An 18,363-nucleotide genomic window follows, 5' to 3' on the forward strand; every position below is an offset into this window, starting at 1 on the left:
AGTTCCCGGGTGAAAAGCGACGTGACGATCGTGACATCTGCTGGAAACATCTGTCCGCATGCACAGCCACGACTCGCACCGGGCACAGTCGTGATATCGATCACCGGTGCGTCTGCTGCCGGCCCGCGAGCACCTGCACTCGGTGCCGAACGGCGAACCATCCCGCGATCAGTGCCGGGATCACGACGACGACCGACGCGACCGTGTACGTCCCGACCGGATAGTCGAGCGCCATGAGAACCAGGACCGCAGCGACGAACACCAGCGTCGCGTACGACGAGTACGGGGCGAACGGCATTCTGAACGCCGGGCGTTCCGCCACTCCGCGAGTCGCCCAGCGGTGCAACTTCATCTGGCACAGCACGATCACCGCCCACGTCGTCAGCGTGCCGAGCGAGGAGACGTTGATCGCGATCTCGAAAGCGTGATCGGGGACGACGTAGTTCAGTCCCACCCCGATCAGCGTCACCACCGCTGTGAGGAGGATTCCGCCGTAGGGCACGCCGGAGCTGCTCATGCGAGCGGTGAACCGTGGCGCCGTCCCGCTCATCGCCATCGCCCGCAGGACTCTGCCCGTCGAGTACAGTCCGGCATTCAGACTGGACAGTGCCGCGGTCAGCACCACGAAGTTCATGACGTTGCCGGCGCCGGTTATGCCCAGCTGGGTGAAGAACGTGACGAACGGGCTCTGCGTCGGGCTGTAGTCGGTGTACGGCAGGAGCAGGACGAGCAGCAGCACGGCACCGACGTAGAACACCATGATGCGGACGATCACACTGTTGATCGCGCGCGGCATGATCTTGGCCGGATTCGGTGTCTCTCCCGCTGCGATGCCGACCAGTTCGATGCCGGAGTAGGCGAACGTGACACCGACGATCACGATGACCAGGGGAAGCATGCCGTTCGGGAGCCATCCACCGTTGTCCGAGATGAGCGTGAATCCGGTCGCGTGACCGTCGACGGGGAAGCGGAGCGCCACGACGATCCCGCCGATCACCAGGAACGAGACGAGCGCCACGACTTTGATGATCGCGAACCAGAACTCGAGTTCCCCGAAGACTTTGACGGACAACAGGTTGACGAACAGGACGATCGCCAACGCACCCAACGCGAGCACCCACTGCGGAACCGACGTGAAGAAGTGCCAGTAGTGGACGTAGATCGCGGCGGCAGTGACATCGACGATCGAGGTGATCGCCCACAGCATCCAGTACATCCACCCGGCGACGAACGCCATCTTCTCGCCGTAGAACTCCCGGGCGTAGGACACGAAGGATCCGGACGTCGGCCGATGGAGCACCAGCTCGCCCATCGCGCGCAGCATCAGGAAGGCGAAGAAGCCGGTGACCGCGTACACGACTACCAGGGCGGGCCCGGCCGAGGCGAGGCGGCCGCCGGCTCCGAGGAACAGTCCCGTTCCGATCGCGCCGCCGATCGCGATCATCCGGATCTGCCGGGTCTTGAGGTCCTTCTTGTAGTCGCCGTCCCCCTCGTGCGACAGGCGTGCCGAGGAGTCCGACGGAATGTGTACCGCAGGCGATTCGGGTGAATGGCTCGTACTCACAGTGCTCTCCTAGTCCAGTCGAACAGGTTTGATCGAGTCGAAAAGGTCGCCGGGGCCGGGATTCGACGGCGGCGTGGTTCCACCGAACTGATTCATGACCCCCCACACCGCGTTGAGGCCGGTGGTGACGGCACCTTCCGCCCATCCACCGGTGAACGAGATGTCGTCACCGGCGAGATAGATCCCCTTGTGCCCGGGTTCGAAGTCCGACTGTTCGAAGTGTGTGAACAACCGCTCCTGGTAGCGGTAGTGCCCCGGCAGGTTGTCACTGAAGGCACCCATGAAATGGGGATCCGCCTCCCACGAGACGGTGACCGGTTCGCCGATGATGTGCGAGGCGATGTCGACACCGGGGTAGATCTGGGCGAGCGAATGCAGCATCATCTTCACGCGCTCGTCGGCGTCGAGTGGCATCCACTTGAGGGAGTCGTCGTTCCAGGTGTACGACAGGCAGATCAACGCCGGCTTGTCCGGTCCGTCGTCGAGCAGATACGTGCCGCGGGTGATGCGGTCGGTGAGGGTCGTGCTCATGACGTCGCGACCCGTCTCGGGATCGACGTCCTTCCAGAACGGGCGATCCACCATCACGAACGTCTTCGAGGCCTGCATGTAATGGCTACGTTCGATTGCCATCCAGAGCTTCTGGCTGAACAGCTCTTCACTGCACTCGATACGGGCCGACAGCAGCCACGACTGACAGGTGACGACGGCCGCGTCGTACGATTCTTCGTTTCCCCACCGATCCATGATCGCGATCCGGCCGGGACCACCGCTGGGCGTACGGTCGCGCCCGATCCGCTGCACCCCGGACCGGGGTGATCCGTTGTGGAGGGAGGCGAGAGTCGTTCCGTCCGGCCAGTGGACGAGGTCTGCGGGAGCGTGGTTCCACAGCCCGTGGGGCACCTGATCGGCGCCGCCCACGATGCGCTGCTGGTGCGCGTCCGCGTCGACGTAGACGACACGCAGGACCTCGAGCATCGAGTCCGGGAAGTTGGTATCCCATCCGCCGGTGCCGAATCCGACTTGCCCGAACGCCTCCCGATATTCGAAGGGCAGTGCGGAGAAGGCTTTCGACGATTCGAGGTATCCGTAGAAGGACATGCCGTCGAACGCAGGCACCAGCTCGTTCCAGATGCGTTTGATCTTCTTCAGGTCGCGGTCTCGGATTGCGGTCTGCATCTCCGTGAAGGCGGCCCGCTCCTCGAGGCAGTCACTCCATGCCGCGGAGACGTCGTGGAAGAATTCGGGCAGCCCGTCCGGGGTGTGGGCGTAGTGTGCCTTGCCGCCCAGCTCGACGACCGTGCTCGAACTCGCGTCGGTCAACGGGTTGGGGAACGGTGCGGTGTTCAACCCGAGCAGATCGACGTAGTGGAAGAACGTCTGCCCCGACACCGGGAACCGCATCCCGCCGAGATCGGCTACCGGTCCCCCGTCCGTCCCGAATCTCTTGCCTCGCATCCGCCCGCCGATCTCCGCGGATTCGTAGATCACCGGATGGAGGCCCATCTTCATGAGCTCGTACGCTGCGATGAGACCGGCCATGCCGGCGCCGACGACGGCAACCTTGCGACCGTATGCCTCGCTCGGCACGGAGCCGATCCCGGCGGGGTGACGAACGTACTCGTCGTAGGGAAACGGGAAATCGGGGATCAGCATCGTGATCGGGGCAGAGGAAGACACACTACTCCTTCAGGGTGGTTCGGTTCGGAAGATGTTTCTCGTCAGTACAAGTCGAGTCGGCGCGAGCGCAGGTACGGATTGTCCGCTCTGGCCGCACGAATCGCTTCGCTCGTGATGTCGGCGAAGATCAGCTTCGCCTCGTCCCCGGCCTGCGCCGCGCGGGAGCCGTCCGGCGCGACGATGCAACTGCGTCCGGCGAACCCGGTGCCGCACTGATTGGCGTACGCGATCGCCACCGTGTTCTCGAGTGCGCGCGCCGGCACGAGCAGGCTTGGCACGGCGGCGGAGTCGAATACCGAAGACACACGGGTGGGTACCGCCGTGGGCACGAGCACCAGGTCGGCCCCTGCGACGGCGACAGCGCGCACGTACTCCGGGAACTCGACGTCGTAGCAGATCCCCAGCGCGACTGTGAGATCGCCGAACCGAACGACGGGCGACAATTCCGTGCCCGCGGCGAAGAACTGTGCCTCCTCCGGGCCGAAGAGGTGCGACTTCCGGTAGTGGAGCACCTGTGTGCCGTCACTCCCGAACAGGGTGGCGGTGATGAACCGTCCGGAACCTGACTGTTCGACGGTAGAGGCGACGACAGCGATGCCATAACTCTCCGCCAGCTTCGAGACCGACTGTCGCACAGACGCACCGTCGAGGTGGTGAATCCTGGCCGGCGCATATCCCGTGGGAAACAGTTCGGGGGTGACGAGAATGTCCGCACCGCCGTCTGCCGCATCCGAGGCCGCGGCGGCGAGGGTGTCGAGATTCGCATCGACGTGCCCCACCACGGACGTTGCTTGAAGGACGGCAATACGCACTGGATTCTCCGGAATTGGTGTGGGAACTTGGCGAATTCAAGTCTGCTGGTGAACTGCGCCACATCCAATGACAGCGGTCAACGAGAACGCGGGGCAGAAATGGGCGAAAGCACATCGATTCGGGAACTTTCCTAGTGCTCGCCGGATCCGCTGTACACAATGGGTTCGGATGGTCCACGATTGTCACCCGGAGCGATTGCCTCCTCACGACTTCGACGCAGCGCATGCCCGACCACGTGGATCTCGGGACCGGCGCCGAGGGCTCGCGTTCGGTCCGGCGGCGCATTTGTGCGTTGGTACAGTAGGAACGGAGAACGGTGGCGATGACCAACCGACAAGACACTCAGCGGTGGCACGGCCTGGTGTCACGGCAGAGCGAGAACCTGGGCACGTTGGTCGAACAGTTCATGAATCGGCTGCTCGATGCCGGCGAGTACCGCGATGCCGGACTCCGTGAGGCCGAACTCCGCGCCACCAGCAGCGACGTGTTCGCACTGATGCTTCGCGCTCTTGTCGACCCCACACAGGTCGGAGTGGTCGAGCGTCTGGCCTCCCGCCTCGGGAGGCGCAGAGCACGCGACGGCATCCCTCTGGACTCGATGCTCACGGCCATCCGGCTCGATTTCCCGATTCTGTGGTCGGGACTGCTGTCGACGGCCGGCCGGAGCGAAGCGCACGTACTCGCCGCGCACGCCGAAGAGGTGTGGAACGTCGTCGACACCTTCGCCCGCTTCGCTCAGGCCGCGTACCTGGCGGAACAGGACCAGTTGACCCGTGAACGCCAAGACCTCCAGCGCCAGCAGATCAGTCTTCTGTTCGACGCCGTCGGCCAGTTCGAGGTCAACCATGTGCAGATCGCCCGGGCTCTCGGCGTCTCGGTGTCGTCGTTTTACCGGGTCGTGGCAGTGCCCAGCGAGTCGGCGGTGACGCTGCGGCACAATATCGACAGGGCGCACTTCTCCGAACGGGTCTTCACGCACGAGCAGGGACGCCACCTCATCGCGTTCTGGCAGATTCCCTCCACATCACCGATGGTGGTGACGCCCCGTGAACTGGCGCTGCTCGACAAGGTTCGGGCGGCCGTGGCACCGATCGCGCGGGCGATCGCGGACATCCCCCTGGCAGCGCTGGCCGCGAGCAGAATGGTCGATCAGCTCGGGCCGGACGAGGAACGCGTCACCGATCTGAAGGCCTCGTGGCCGATGCTGGCGAAGAAGTATCTCGCCGAGATCGGTTGTGATCTCGGGCAATACGTTCTGGTTCCCCTACGCGAGGCAACTGAGCGGGAGAACGAGCGGCTTCTGGAGACGATGGTGGCGTATCTGCACACCGGCAGCCTGTTGGGAACGGCCGCGACCATCTACTGTCATCGGAACACCGTGCTGAACCGGCTTCACAGAATCGAGGAGCTGACCGGGCTCGACATCACGAAACCGGCCGATGCGGCGCTCGCCATGGTCGCGCTTGCGGCGCAGCAGAACTGAATCAACCGCGCCGGCTGGGCCGGCGCGGTTGATGCGGATTCCGACTACGCGGTCTGGTCGAGTTCTCCGACGGCGAGGCGGGCGACCACCTCGGTCAACAGGTCCACACCGGCGCACACGTCGTCGTCGGTCGTGAATTCGTGCTCGTTGTGCGAGATTCCGTCGACGCTCGGCACGAACAGCATCACGGTCGGTACGACATCTTTCATGTTCACCGAATCGTGCCCGGCCACAGTCATGATCTGCCGATACGTCAGACCCAGGTCCTCCGCGGCGGCCATCGAGAGCTTCACGCCCTCGGGCTGGTAGCCCGCCACTCCCCAGGAATGTGCGGTGGCTTTCTCGATGCGCACCTGAGCGCGGGCTTCGATCTCGGCGAACCGGGACATCAGTCGCTCGTTGGCGAGATCGACGACCGATTCGATCGGCGATCGCAGGTCGAGGTGCATCCGCACTTCCCGGGCGATGACGACCGGGGAGTTGGGCTCGATGGTCATCTGGCTGACGGAGGTGTGCAGCGGGGCGGCCGCGAAATCCTCGGCCAGTTCGCGGGCCGCGACCACCAGCAGGGAGGCACCGAGCAGCGCGTCCTGCCGATCGGGCATCGTCGCGGACCCGGTATGGGACTGATCGCCGTGGACCACCAGTTCGTACTTCTGCGCCGCCCACGTGGAGTCGACCACGCCGATGGTGATTCCGTCGTTCTCGAGATTTCGGCCCTGCTCGATGTGGATCTCGGCGTATGCGGCGGCCTGCGGTCCCGCACCCGATCCCAGGCAGCCGATACCGGACAGTGCCTCCGCGACCGAGACTCCGTCGCGGTCGGTGGTCGACAATGCCTGTTCCACATCGAGTTTGCCGGTGTAGACGGAACTGCCCATCATGCTCGGCTTGAACCGGCAGCCTTCCTCGTTGAACCAGTTGACCACCGCGAGGTTGTATTTCGGCGCGATGTTGCCCTCCCGCCACTTCTGCGCGACGCGCTGAGCGGCGTGCGCCGAGGCGAGCACGCCGTACGCGCCGTCGTAGCGGCCACCGAGCGGCTGACTGTCGAGATGGGAACCCGTCAGAACGTAGGGGGCGCCGGGATGGATTTCCAGGAGGCCGAACTGGTTGCCTGCGCGATCGTATTCGACACGAAAGCCTCGCGCGGCGAGCCACTCGGCGAGCCACGCCCGCTGGGCCCCGTCGGCTCCGGTGGCGGCCTGCCGGTCTACGCCACCACCGGCAGTCGCGCCGAATCGTGACAGGTGCTGGAAGTCCGCGACCACGGAACGATCCAAATCGGTCTTGCTGGCGGTGGTCATGTGGATTCCTCCCGGGAGTGGATCTGCGTCCGCCGGCCCCGGCGTCCGGGTAGCGGAGTCGACATCGTGTGCGACTGCGGATGCATCAATACAAGCACGTCCAGGCATGATTTCGGGATGACGAACCTCAACCGGTTCGCGCACGATCGTTGTGCATTCCCACAGGCACCCCCTGCGGCGGATTCGCTCGGGCGTACACGTATGCCCACCCAGACGACTTGCGTCGTGTGGGTGGGCATACGAACGTCCTCGACCGCTCCGGCTACCGGTCCGGTTCCTCCGGAAGCGCCGCAACCGCCTCGGCGAACATACGGAACGGGGCGTGGATCGACAACTCGGAGATCCACGCGGCGTGCGGTGTGATGACCAGATTCGGTGTCGAGGAGAGAATGTGATCGTCGACGGGCGGTTCGGTCGCGAGCACGTCGACCGCGGCACCGGACAGGTGACCGGAGCGCAACACGGCGTCGAGAGCCACTTCGTCGACGATTCCGCCGCGAGAGACGTTGACCAGATAGCTGTCCCGCTGCATCGACCGCAGCGCCTCGGCGTCCAGCCGGCCCCGCGTCTCGTCGCTCAGCGGCACGTGCACCGACAAAACGTCGCTGGTGGCGATCAGCTCGTCCCAGCTCACCTGGGTGTAGTCCGGGAAATCGTCACCGATCGGCTTGCGTGAATGGATCTGCACACGCATGCCGAGGGCATGTGCGCGGTGTGCCACCGCACGCCCGATCGCCCCGAAACCCCAGATCCCCAGGGTTGCACCACGTACGAAACGGGGACGGGGGGTGCCCACCGTCCAGCCGCCGAGGTGAACCGATCGGTCGAGGCGGTGCGTCTGACGGAGAAGCCCGAGGACGAGCGCCGTGGTGTGGTCGGCGACCTCGTCCGTGCAATAGTCCGGAGTGTTCGTGACGGTGATACCGCGGCGACGTGCCTCCTCGATGTCGAGATGGTCGGTGCCTGCGGACGTCGCGGCGAGCAGCCGCAGATTCGGGACCCGATCCAGGTCCCGAGCCCCGACCTGAGCGGTCTCCGGATTCACTGCCATGGCGATGACGTCGTCACCGTGCGGCAGGTACGGCGACACGTCGAGCATCCAGAGGTCCGGCAGCAGTGCGGGATCGGCGACAAGCGTACCGACCCCGTCCACCACCACGGCACGGCGTTTTGTGTTGTGCGCCATCTCAGGACCGGTAGTCCGGGGCGATGCGATCGACCAGACGCAGCAACGCAGACCAGGCGAGGTCCCAATTGTCACTGTTGTCGTGGTCATCCGTGGCGCCGGCGCGGTTTTCGTTGTTCAGCTGTCGAGCGGTGTGCTCGCAGACCTCCGGCGACGGAACGATCAGTTCCTGGCCGGTGGACTGCGCTGCGACCTGCATCTCGCAGGCACGCTCGAGATAGAACATGCGCAGGAAGGTCCGGCGCGCGCTGTCTCCCACCGTCAGGAGGCCATGGTTGCGGAGGATCATCGCGTTCTTGTCACCGAGGTCCGCAACGAGTCGGACCTTCTCCGCATCGTTCAGTGCGACACCCTCGTAGTCGTGGTACGCGATCCGGTTGTAGAACTCCATCGACGTCTGGTTGACGGGCTGAAGGCCGTTCTTCTGCGCTGCCACCGCACAACCGTTGCGGGAGTGGGTGTGAAGCACGCAGTGCGCATCGGGCCGGGCGGCGTGGATGGCACTGTGAATGACGAACCCGGCCGGGTTTACCCGGTACTCCGACGGGGTGAACAACTCGCCGTCGAGACCCACCTCGACGAGATTCGACGCGGTGATCTCCTCGAACAGCAGTCCGTACGGATTGATCAGAAAGCGAGGTTCCTCGCCCGGAAGTCGTTGGGAAATATGGCTGAAGATGAGATCGGTCATCCGGAAGTGCGCGACGAGGCGGTACACGGCCGCCAACTCGACGCGCAGGTCCCATTCGCTCTGCTCCTGCGTCGCGGCCGGGACGGACGCGGGAATCTGCTGCTCTGCTGTGCTCATGACGACTGTTCCTTCTGTGGGTCGAGAGTGAATGTCAGTGCTTGAGGCCGTCTTCGACAACACTCCACCGCGGTGCGAGAACGCCGCCGGCAAGGGCGATCGCGCCGATGGCCACGAGAATGATCGCTGCGGGCCAGAGGTGGTCGCCGGTGACGGTCAGCACGGCGGTCGCGATCAGCGGGACGCATCCGGATACCAGTCCGGCGATGTTCGACGAGACGGCCACACCGCTGTACCGCACCTTCGCGGGAAACAGACTGGTGAGTACGGCCCCGCTGACAGCGTACGGATAGGACACGGCCGCGACTCCCACGCTCATCCCGAGTACGACGAGTACGGGGTTCGCGGTGCCGATCGCCCAGAAGATCGGGAATGCGAGAAGAATCGTGGCGACGGCACCGCCGATCACGACGCGGCACGAACCGAACCGCGAACCCCATCGCCCGCCGGAGATGATGACGGGAATCTCGATCACCGCCGCGATGACGGTTGCCAGAAGAAGCATCGACGCTTCCAGGCCGAGAACCCGCTTGCCGTAGCTGATGATGAACGTCGTGATCAGGTAGAAGCCGCCTGCGCCGATGAGCATGACGGAAGCACCGACGAGCAGCTGGCGCCACGCACCGACGAACACCTGGCGCAGTGGTGCCTCCGCAACCGCGTCCTCCTCCTGCAAGGCCTCGAATTCGGGGGACTCCTCGAGTTGACGGCGGATCAGGATGGACACTCCCAACAAGGGCAGAGCCAGCAGGAAGGGGATTCGCCAACCCCAGGAATCGAAGACGTCCTCCGACAACAGAGCAGAGGTCAGGAAGAAGGCACCCGAGGACAGGATCGTGCCGACCGGAGAGCCGAGCTGCGGGATGGACGCGTATTTCGCCCGTTCCTCCGGTGAGGCGTTCTCGGCTGCAATCGTGACAGCACCGCTCCACTCACCTCCGACCGCCAGCCCCTGAAGCACGCGCAGCACAATGAGTGCGATCGGCGCGATGACACCGATCGAGTAGTAGTTGGGCAGCATACCGATCAGCACGGTGGCGACCCCGATACCGACGATGGTGGTCATCAAGATCTTCTTGCGGCCGACGCGGTCGCCGAGCCATCCGAACAGCAGTCCACCCACCGGACGCGCCACGAATCCGACCGCCAGCGTGCCGAACGAGGCGAGCGTCGCCGTCAGCGCGTTGTCGGAAACGAAGTACTGCACGTTGAACACCAGCGCGGCGGCGGTGGTGAACAGAAAGAAGTCGTACCACTCCATCGCCGTTCCCACGAATGCGGCGAAAGCCACGCGACGGGACGTGTCGCGTGGAATCGGGGTCGGGGGGCCGACCTGTCGGGTTGCCGAGGGGCTCATGGTGTTGCTCCGAATGTCGCGGGTGAAAGGCAGGAAGGTCCAATTGGCGTGTCTTCAATCAAACCGCACCCGGCAACGGGAGGAAATCGCAATCTGCCTCGAGGAAGGGCAGGATTATTGTGTATGTGCATAATGTGACGGCGAAGGAGCAATGATGCCGGCGAGCTGTCCCAGGTGATTCGCCTACCGCGACAAGAGCCGATGAACGAATCTCCAACGACGTGTTACCCCGATGCTCGAATCGGAGATCTCGACGAAACCTGAACGCAAACTCGGTCGAAAGGACCTCGCCGTGAGAAACCTCGCCAAACGGAAGCAGGAGACACTGCCTCGTTGGCGTGAACTGATCGTCGGCGCGATGCGCAACACGGACGATCTGGCCACCGCCTTCCTCGACCGGCTCGAATCCCTCGAGGCCTACCAGTCCGGGCTGGTCGACCAGGACGCTCTGCGCGATTCCGCTCGCGAGTCGATTCGGTTGATACTCGAAGCCGTCACCGCCGGCGCAACGACGACCCAACTCAGCTCACTGCCCTCCGACCTCGGTCGTCTGCGCGCGCGGCAGGGAATACCCGTCGAAGATCTGGTGACCGCGGTCCGTCTCGACTTCGGCATCATCTGGTCGGCTCTGCTGTGGCGCGCGAACTCGGCAGACATGGCCGTTCTCGCGCTGCATGTCGACAGCCTGTGGAACGTGGTCGACGACTACGCTCGCGCCGTCCACCAGAGTTACCTCGAGGAGAAGGCCGCGATGGCCGCCTTCACCCGCGACGAGCAGCAGACGTACCTGGCGGAACTGTTCGGGCCGGCAGGCCTCGTCCCCAGCAAGATCGAACAGATCGCCCGGGCGCTGAAGGTCGACGCCGACGCCACGTTCCGGGTCGTCGTCGTGGATCCCGAAGCATCCCAGGCAGTGCACAGGATCGCGAACACTCTGGCGGCCGGCGGCGAACAACTCTTCGTCCTGAATCAGTCCGGCCGCGTGGTGGTTCTGTGGCCGGCGCCGCGGACGCCCACCCGGGGGCTCGAGACCCAGCACCGGCAACTGCAGGACGTGGCCGGCGGCATGGTCGCGGCGGTGTCCGGCCTCGCCGCGGTGCCGGCGGCCGCGAACACCGCCCACGAGATCTTCCGGACGATCCGCCCGGACGAACACGGCCTGACGACGCTGACGGAAGCGTGGGCCCGGGTCACCAAGGGCCGGCTCGACGATCAGACCGACTTCTCGGCCCACCTACTGTCCGGGCTCGCCCCGATCACCGACGAGGAACGCGAACGCATCCTCGAGACCGTGCGGGCCTACCTCGCGACGGGAAGCGTCACCGACACCGCGGCGCAATTGTTCTGCCACCGCAACACGGTGCTCAACCGCCTCGGCAGATTCGAGAAGCTGACGAGCCTGAACGTCACCGTGCCCGACCAGGCCGCACTGGCGCTACTCGCGTTGGCGTGACGCTCACATACGACTCGAATCCAATTCCGGCTCCGCAGAGACGTTCTCGTCGGGTTCCGATGCCGACGCGAGCTTGCTCGGCCACCAGATCTTCTGCCCGATGTCGACGGTGAGGGCGGGCACCAGGAGTGACCGCACGAGGAGTGCGTCGAGGAGTACGCCGAACGCCACGATGAAGGCGATCTGCGCGAGGAAGATCAGCGGGATGACGGCGAGCGCCGAGAAGGTCGCCGCCAGAACCACTCCCGCCGACGTGATCACTCCGCCGGTGACGGTCAGGCCGCGGAGCGCTCCCCGGCGCGTGCCGATGCGCCGGGCCTCTTCCCGGACCCGGGTCATGAGGAAGATGTTGTAGTCGATTCCGAGGGCGACGAGGAACACGAACGCGAACAGCGGGACGACGGGATCGGCACCCGGGAATCCGAAGATGTGCTCGAAGACCAGGGACGAGATGCCCAGCGTCGCAGCGAAGGACAGCACCACCGTTCCCATCAGCAGCAGCGGCGCCAGTAGCGAACGCAGCAGCAGACACAGGATCGTGAACACCACGAGGATCACGACGGGGATGATGAGGGTGCGGTCACGCGTCGACGTGGTCTTGGTGTCGAGGTCCGTGGCGGTGGTGCCGCCGACCAGGGCGTCGGCGCCGTCGATCGGGTGGACGGCGTCACGCAGGCGGACGATGGTGTCCTCGGCCGCGAGGGAATCGGCCGGATCGGTCAGGGTGGCTTCGATCGCCACCCGGCCGTCCACCACCAGCGGGTCCTGCGTGCCGGGGGCGGACAGCACGGTGATGTCGCCGACTCCGTCGACGCGGGCAGCGTCGGCTACCGCTTCGCGGGAGCCCTCGTTCGCGATGATCACCGCCGGTGAACCGGAGCCGGCGTCGAAGTGGTCGCCGAGAATCTGCTGGCCCGCAACGGAATCGACGTCGAGGAGGAACGTCTCGGACTCGGCGACACCACTCGCCTCGAACTGGGGCATCAGGAGCGCGAAGAGCACCAGCACCAGGCTCGACGCCACCCAGAATCGGCGTGGATGCGCACCGATCCGTGCCGCGAGCGCGGCCCAGAACTTGTGGTCGGCGGCCTCGTCCTTCTCGGCGTGCCGTGCATCGAACGCGGGCCGGCTCGGCCAGTACGCCGTCCGGCCGAGGAGCACGAGCACCGCGGGGAGGTACGTCATGGACGCGACGAACGACGCCGCGATGCCGATGGCCGCCACCGGTCCGAGGCCGCGGTTGGAGTTGAGATCGGACAGCAGCAGGCAGAGCACGCCGGCGATGACGGTGCCCGCGGACGCGGCGACGGGTTCGAGCGTCGCCCGCCACGCGGTCCGCATGGCGCGGTACTTGTCCTGCTCGATCCGGAGTTCCTCGCGGTAGCGGGACACGAGCAGCAGTGCGTAGTCGGTCGCGGCGCCGAAGACCAGGATGAACAGGATTCCCTGACTCTGACCGTTCAGTGCGATCACACCGGCGTCGGCGAGCAGGTACACGAGGAGACTCGACAGTCCCAGCGCGAAGACGGCGGAGGTGATCACCGCGAACGGAAGGATCGGACTGCGGTAGACGACGACGAGGATGAGGATCACGACGACACCCGCCACCAGGAGCAGCAGTCCGTCGATTCCCGCGAACGCCGCGGACAGATCCGCTACCTGTCCGGCGGGCCCGGTGACGAGGACGGTGAGACCGTCCGGTGCGGCATCGAGCGCGTCCCGGAGTTCCGTGACACTGTCGCCGACCTCGCCGGCGCTGTCGACGGGCACGAACATCTGCAGTGCCCGGCCGTCGGCGGACGGGATCGGCGGTGACACCTCGTCACCGAATCCCTCCGAACCGGCGAAGGACGCCGCGGTGCCGGCGAGGAACTCGGTGTCGGCCGCGGTGATCCCCGACGTCCGTTCGGCGACGACGATCGCGGGCACGAACTGTGTGTCGGTGAAGCCCTTCTGCAGCGCGGAGACCTCCGTGGCCTCGGCTGACGCGGGCAGGAACGACGTGCTGTCGTTCTGCTGGACCGAGGAGAGTTTGCCGGCGAACGGACCACCGAAACCGCCGACGGCCAGCCAGACGATCACCAGCAGGGCTGGCAGAATCCACCGCAGGCGACGAACCGGGCGCGGGCGGGCAGTTGTGGTCACGTGCTCTCCAATGCTGGACGGTTCGACGACCGGATGTCCGGATTGCGATGTTCCTATTTTGTTCAGCCTGCTGAGCAAATTGCAAATGGAGGCGAAGAAATGACGAGCGACGGCATGGACGAGTGGCCCACCGGACGCCTGCTGTCCACGGCTGCGCGGCTGGTCGAGCACTCGTGGGAGGCCATTCTCCGGTCGCAGAACATGACCCACGCGGGCCTCATCTCACTGCACACGATCGCCGACCGGCCTGCCTCGCAGCGGGACATCGCGAAGGCCTCCCGGGTGACGGACCAGACCATCAGCCGCACCATCGACCGCCTCGAGCGAGCCGGGTATGTCACCCGGGAGACCGATCCGCTCGACGAGCGGCGCAAGCGGGTCGCGATCACCGAGTCGGGGCGCGCGATCTACCGCCGCCTGCTGACCCTGGAGAAGGAGGATGCGGCCCTCACCGCCGCGGTCGGCGACGTGGGGCCGCTGCGCGAACAACTCCTGCTCCTCGTCCGCTCGCTGGGACTTCCGCCCCGGGACGAGACCGGGGACTGATCGCCGCCGTCACACATTCGCAGGCAGGGCGATGACGACCTCTTGTTCATTCCCCGGCAGATAGTGGACCGTCACCACCCGGCCGACCTGGACGTGCCCGACGCTGCGCGGCGGCAGGAACTTCTCGACACGGGTCGTGAACGTCGTGCCGTCGGGCCGGGTGACGGCCAGCCCGAGTTCGACCTTCGAATTCCCGTTGCGGATCTCGCCGGGCACGCTGAGCGAGTGCACCACCGCCTGCGCGGGGATGCCGCGTGCCGCGATGTCGAGCTTGCCCGGGGTGGTGATCCCCTGACGAATCATGGATCGGTTCAACGCATCCTGCGCCGTCGACATATCGCCCGAGCGGTCGATCTCGACCTTGTCGGTGCGGTCCGGAAGATAGCGGACGGGCAGGACGACCCCCGGACGGAGAAGCGCCAACTCGGTCAGCGGCACGATCATCCTGGCGTGCGATTCGAAGATCTTGCCGTCGGCGCCCTCGACGCCGAGGTCGATCCGCACTTCCGGTTGGTCGTTGAGCGTCATGCCGGTCTGACGCACCGACCGCACCGTCCCGATCCCGACCGCTCCGTGCCGGAACGCGGCACTGTTTCGCCCCGTGAACGCTGCCAGCACGCTGTCGCCGGTGACGGCGAAACAGACCACGACCACGCTGAGCGCGACGATCGGCCAGATCATCTGCGGGCCGATCCACGACAGCGCGTCGATTCCGTAGTTCGCCCGCCCCCGATCGCCGAGGCCGTACCACAGGTAGTAGCCGACCGACCCGACGAGAAACACCAGGGCGGCGGTACGCACGATCTTCTTCACGATGAGTCCTCTCCGTGCCTGAACTGGGTGGAAGAACGAGTGGGACGCGCACGAACTCGCCTGCCGCGACTCCGCGCGCGTCCCGGGTGAGCCGGCTCAGCCGCCCACGACGGTCGAGCATGCGAACGTGATGTCGAACTTCGACGAACTCGGCGCGGTCGGGTTGCTCATGTCGGGCGCGCCGACGCCTTCGCCGGTGATCGTGTAGGTGTCGCCGTCCTTCACGACCGTCGCGGAGCCGCCGGGCATTCCCTGGCCGAAGCCGAGGGCGTACGGGAGGCCGTTCGACCCGCCCTTGCTGCCCGCGATCCCGACGGCCTGCACGGTGTCCGTGCCGGTGATGGTGGCGGAGACCGCCAGGTCGCCGTACGTCGCGTTGGCGGTGTCCGCCAGCGCCAACGCCAGCGTGTCGCCCTGCTTGGCGCAGGTGGCGTCGAAGTCGGCTTGCAGCGCGTTGCCGTCGACCGCCGCGGAGGATGCACCCGCCGGGCCCGAGGCCGCCGGGGACTGTTCGGCGCTTCCGCCGCCGGAGCTGCCGTCGCTGGTGTCGCTGCAGCCCGAGACGAGCAGGGCGACAGCGGCCGCCGCCACGACGGCGGCGGTGTAGACGCGCTTCTGAGTCCGAACGATCTTGTTCATGATCCGTCCTTCACGTTTCGTGAGGGGCGCTCGGCGCCCGTCGTCGATTCCTTCGGCTCGCGGACTGGAGCCGATGTGAGAAAGGTAGGAACGTCTCGCGCCCTACCGATCCCAGATTTGCCGACGGGTCGACGGGGCATCCCTGCGGTAACCTGCTCGAATGCGGACGGGATCGAGGAGCTCAGCGGCTGCTCGGCGACCGCGCGCGATGGTCCTCGACGAGGTGTGGCGCGAGCTGGACGGGGTCGAACCGCTCAGTGGGCCGGACGGCGGGCCCCTGAGCCGCACCGTGAAACTGATCCTCGATCCGCTGGTCATCCGCCCGGTGCAGAACCCGCTGTGCGCCGGTCCGATCGTCACGGCCGACGGGGCGCAGTTGCTCGCCGCCCGGGTGCACGCCTCCGCCGACGTGCTCCGCGCCACCGCCGCCTGGTTCACGCTGCTCAAACGGGTTCGCCGGGCGCTGCGCATCACGGACGGCAACCCCCAGGACCTGTATTTCCAACGCTGTTTCGAACTGGCGACCGGTTCGGGCGCCCCCGACCCGCTCCGGAGCGAATCCGTCGCCGAGGACACGTTGCGCGACGTGCACGATGTCGCCGCAGGCCGCACCACTCAGGCGTTGAAGGCCCACGTCACCGACCCTGCGCGGGCACGCGAACTGAACGCCCTGATCGACGTCGCGTGGGGACGGCGGCCGCTGTCGGGCCCGGCCACCGGCGACCACGCCGCCGCGATCGACGCGGTCCTCGATGCCTGTCCCGGCGCGCGCCTCGAGCAGGACGGTGACGACGGACGGCACGCGCTCGACAGCCTGGTCGCCGGGCACGCGGGGACCCACCACGGCATCGCGCTCTGGACGACCGAGGTCTCGGCCCGCCGGCTCGGACTGACGGCGCATCCCGTGCCCGTGCCGCCGCGGCTGGGGACGTCGGCGTCCACGTCGACCCTCGGGCTCCCGTTCGACCGGTCCGTCCATGAGCGCGTCTTCACGGTGCTCCGCGCGTCGACCGACCGTGCGGAGCTGCCACCGATCCAGGAACTGGTCACGACCGAGATCGCCCGAAGTTGCTCGCCCTGGGCGCTTCTCGACGAATCCTTGCGGGTCGCGGCGACGACGGGCGCCGCGCTGGCGACCGGTCTCCGTCCGATCGGAACGCCGTCTCCCCCCGCGGCCACGGACACCACCGCCGTCCGGGTGATCAACGGCCGCTGGCAACGGGAGGCGTACGTCCTGCAGGCACGCCGCCTCACGGTGAGCGCCGACGCCGCGTCGCTGCCCGAAGCGAATCCGCTGACGGCCATCGCCGCCGAACTCCTCGAGCCGTGGCGGCCCTACCTCCGCCGCCTGTGGGTCCGCCTCCACGGCCGCGACGTGCGCGAGTTCGCCGTCCACGAACCCGAGGAACTCTGGGACGTCCTCGACGGCGTGGCGCGATCGGTCATCCTCGACCACCGCATGCGGGTCAAGCAGGTACTCAGCGCAATTCCGCTCACGGATGCGGCGGATGCTCCCGAATCGAGGGCGAGTTGACTACCGGCACAGTGCGGGTCGACCGCGCGCCCGACGGGGTCTGGATCATCACCCCCGACGACGCACCCAGCGTCCTGGACGACGCCGCAGGCATCGACGTGGCTGTGCTGGAAGTCGTCGGCGGACACCTGTCGTGGAGTGTGCTCGCGGAACACCCGGTCCCGGTCGCGGTGCTCGACGACGTCGCCTCGGCGCAGAACTGGGTGTGGGCCGTGTTCGGCGAGGAGGTGGCGCTCGCCATAGCGTCCGGCTCCGGGCGCGACGTCACGGTTTCCCCGGCGCGACCTCGGGTGGCCGACGGTGCACGGCGACTCGCGTACGCGCACTGGGCGGCGCGGTGGTGGCCCACCTCGACGATCGACGCCTTCCCGCCACTCGACGAGGGGTTGTTGAACGGCGAGATCGCCACGCTCGTCGAGGAATGCGATCTACTCGTCGACGGGGTCGACTCCGTCGCGGCGACCGGCCCGGCGCTCGCCGAGCGTCCCGGCCGGGCAGACGACTACGCCCTCGCGGCCGGCGCCGCGACCCCGACGCTGCCGAGCACGCTCGTCCTGGCGCGGGGTACCACCGGATCCGACTGGCGCCGATACCCACCCGGACTCGTCGACGCGTCCGAGCGTGCGGTGTCCTGGGAGGTGGTGCGCGCCGCCGGGAACACGACCGTGCGGGTGAGCGTCGTTGCGGCACCGGGCCTCTCCGAACCCGTGCCGGAGCATGTGCGTCCACACGCGCTGATCGGTACCGCATCGGGCACCGCTGACGTCGCGCTGCAGCTGTTGGGAGATGTGTGGTTCGGCGAGTCGGCCGCACCACCGGGCTCGGAGGCGGGGGTGTCCGTGGATGTGTGTCTGCCCGGGTTCGGCGTGACCGGCCACCCGGACGTCGGAGGTTCGGAGGTCCGGGAGCGGGTTCGGGCCCTGGTCCGCCGGCGGCTACGCCGTGCTGCGGAGACGGCGCCGGACGACGGACCGGACGCGCCCCTACTCGCCGAGGTAGCGGCGGCCGCCTCGGATTCGGACTTCTGACGTGGGA

Annotated in this window: 15 protein-coding genes; 5 read left to right on the top strand and 10 right to left on the bottom strand. The window is 66.7% G+C overall.

All coding sequences use genetic code 11. The annotated features are described in order from the left end of the window. Window positions 1-100 precede the first annotated feature (100 nt). The 3 genes from AZG88_RS26380 to AZG88_RS26390 all read right to left on the bottom strand — a co-directional run bounded on the left by AZG88_RS26380 (window position 101) and on the right by AZG88_RS26390 (window position 4,056). On the bottom strand, window positions 101-1,564 hold the full coding sequence (locus tag AZG88_RS26380) for an amino acid permease (protein WP_061044719.1): 1,464 nt from the start codon (window positions 1,562-1,564) through the stop codon (window positions 101-103). A 9-nt stretch (window positions 1,565-1,573) separates the two neighbouring features. Then, entirely contained in the window at window positions 1,574-3,220 is a 1,647-nt protein-coding gene (locus AZG88_RS26385; protein ID WP_061044718.1) for a flavin monoamine oxidase family protein, read from the bottom strand. Between the two features lie 65 nt (window positions 3,221-3,285). Further along, window positions 3,286-4,056 (bottom strand): nitrilase-related carbon-nitrogen hydrolase, encoded by a 771-nt coding sequence (locus AZG88_RS26390; protein WP_082764820.1) that lies wholly within the window; start codon window positions 4,054-4,056, stop codon window positions 3,286-3,288. A 323-nt stretch (window positions 4,057-4,379) separates the two neighbouring features. On the opposite strand from AZG88_RS26390, the gene AZG88_RS26395 reads away from it, so the two are divergent. Further along, window positions 4,380-5,540, top strand: a complete 1,161-nt coding sequence (locus tag AZG88_RS26395; protein ID WP_061699660.1) for a PucR family transcriptional regulator — start codon at window positions 4,380-4,382, stop codon at window positions 5,538-5,540. A gap of 44 nt (window positions 5,541-5,584) precedes the next feature. Here AZG88_RS26395 and AZG88_RS26400 read toward each other — a convergent pair whose 3' ends face one another. From AZG88_RS26400 to AZG88_RS26415, 4 genes are all read right to left on the bottom strand, one after another. Then, window positions 5,585-6,847: a M20 family metallo-hydrolase gene (locus AZG88_RS26400; RefSeq protein ID WP_061044715.1), complete on the bottom strand. Its 1,263-nt coding sequence runs from the start codon at window positions 6,845-6,847 to the stop codon at window positions 5,585-5,587. Window positions 6,848-7,109: 262 nt separating this feature from the next. Beyond that, window positions 7,110-8,033, bottom strand: a complete 924-nt coding sequence (locus AZG88_RS26405) for a 2-hydroxyacid dehydrogenase (protein ID WP_061044714.1) — start codon at window positions 8,031-8,033, stop codon at window positions 7,110-7,112. A gap of 1 nt (window position 8,034) precedes the next feature. Beyond that, window positions 8,035-8,841 carry a class II aldolase/adducin family protein gene (locus AZG88_RS26410; protein WP_061044713.1) on the bottom strand — a complete coding sequence of 269 codons (807 nt, stop codon included), beginning with the start codon at window positions 8,839-8,841 and terminating at the stop codon, window positions 8,035-8,037. Between the two features lie 34 nt (window positions 8,842-8,875). After that, on the bottom strand, window positions 8,876-10,198 hold the full coding sequence (locus tag AZG88_RS26415) for an MFS transporter (protein WP_061044712.1): 1,323 nt from the start codon (window positions 10,196-10,198) through the stop codon (window positions 8,876-8,878). Window positions 10,199-10,490: 292 nt separating this feature from the next. On the opposite strand from AZG88_RS26415, the gene AZG88_RS26420 reads away from it, so the two are divergent. Then, a complete protein-coding gene (locus AZG88_RS26420) occupies window positions 10,491-11,651 on the top strand; it encodes a PucR family transcriptional regulator (protein WP_197436311.1) in 1,161 nt (386 codons plus the stop codon). A 3-nt stretch (window positions 11,652-11,654) separates the two neighbouring features. On the opposite strand, the gene AZG88_RS26425 is transcribed toward AZG88_RS26420, so the two are convergent. Next, window positions 11,655-13,796: an MMPL family transporter gene (locus AZG88_RS26425; RefSeq protein WP_156517629.1), complete on the bottom strand. Its 2,142-nt coding sequence runs from the start codon at window positions 13,794-13,796 to the stop codon at window positions 11,655-11,657. Window positions 13,797-13,895: 99 nt separating this feature from the next. Here AZG88_RS26425 and AZG88_RS26430 point away from each other — a divergent pair, with 99 nt between their 5' ends. Then, entirely contained in the window at window positions 13,896-14,342 is a 447-nt protein-coding gene (locus AZG88_RS26430) for a MarR family winged helix-turn-helix transcriptional regulator (protein WP_061044710.1), read from the top strand. 9 nt (window positions 14,343-14,351) lie between these two features. On the opposite strand, the gene AZG88_RS26435 is transcribed toward AZG88_RS26430, so the two are convergent. Continuing rightward, window positions 14,352-15,155 (bottom strand): hypothetical protein, encoded by an 804-nt coding sequence (locus tag AZG88_RS26435; RefSeq protein WP_061044709.1) that lies wholly within the window; start codon window positions 15,153-15,155, stop codon window positions 14,352-14,354. Between the two features lie 96 nt (window positions 15,156-15,251). Beyond that, a complete protein-coding gene (locus AZG88_RS26440; RefSeq protein ID WP_061044708.1) occupies window positions 15,252-15,794 on the bottom strand; it encodes a lipoprotein LpqH in 543 nt (180 codons plus the stop codon). A gap of 208 nt (window positions 15,795-16,002) precedes the next feature. Between AZG88_RS26440 and AZG88_RS26445 the strand changes: the two genes are divergently transcribed. Beyond that, window positions 16,003-17,328 carry a hypothetical protein gene (locus AZG88_RS26445; RefSeq protein ID WP_061044707.1) on the top strand — a complete coding sequence of 442 codons (1,326 nt, stop codon included), beginning with the start codon at window positions 16,003-16,005 and terminating at the stop codon, window positions 17,326-17,328. After that, on the top strand, window positions 17,325-18,356 hold the full coding sequence (locus AZG88_RS26450) for a hypothetical protein (RefSeq protein WP_061044706.1): 1,032 nt from the start codon (window positions 17,325-17,327) through the stop codon (window positions 18,354-18,356). Before AZG88_RS26445 ends, AZG88_RS26450 begins: the two co-directional genes overlap by 4 nt. The last annotated feature ends 7 nt before the right edge of the window (window positions 18,357-18,363 follow it).

The organism is Rhodococcus sp. LB1 (assembly GCF_001583455.1).
Taxonomy (GTDB): Bacteria; Actinomycetota; Actinomycetes; order Mycobacteriales; family Mycobacteriaceae; genus Rhodococcus_F; species Rhodococcus_F opacus.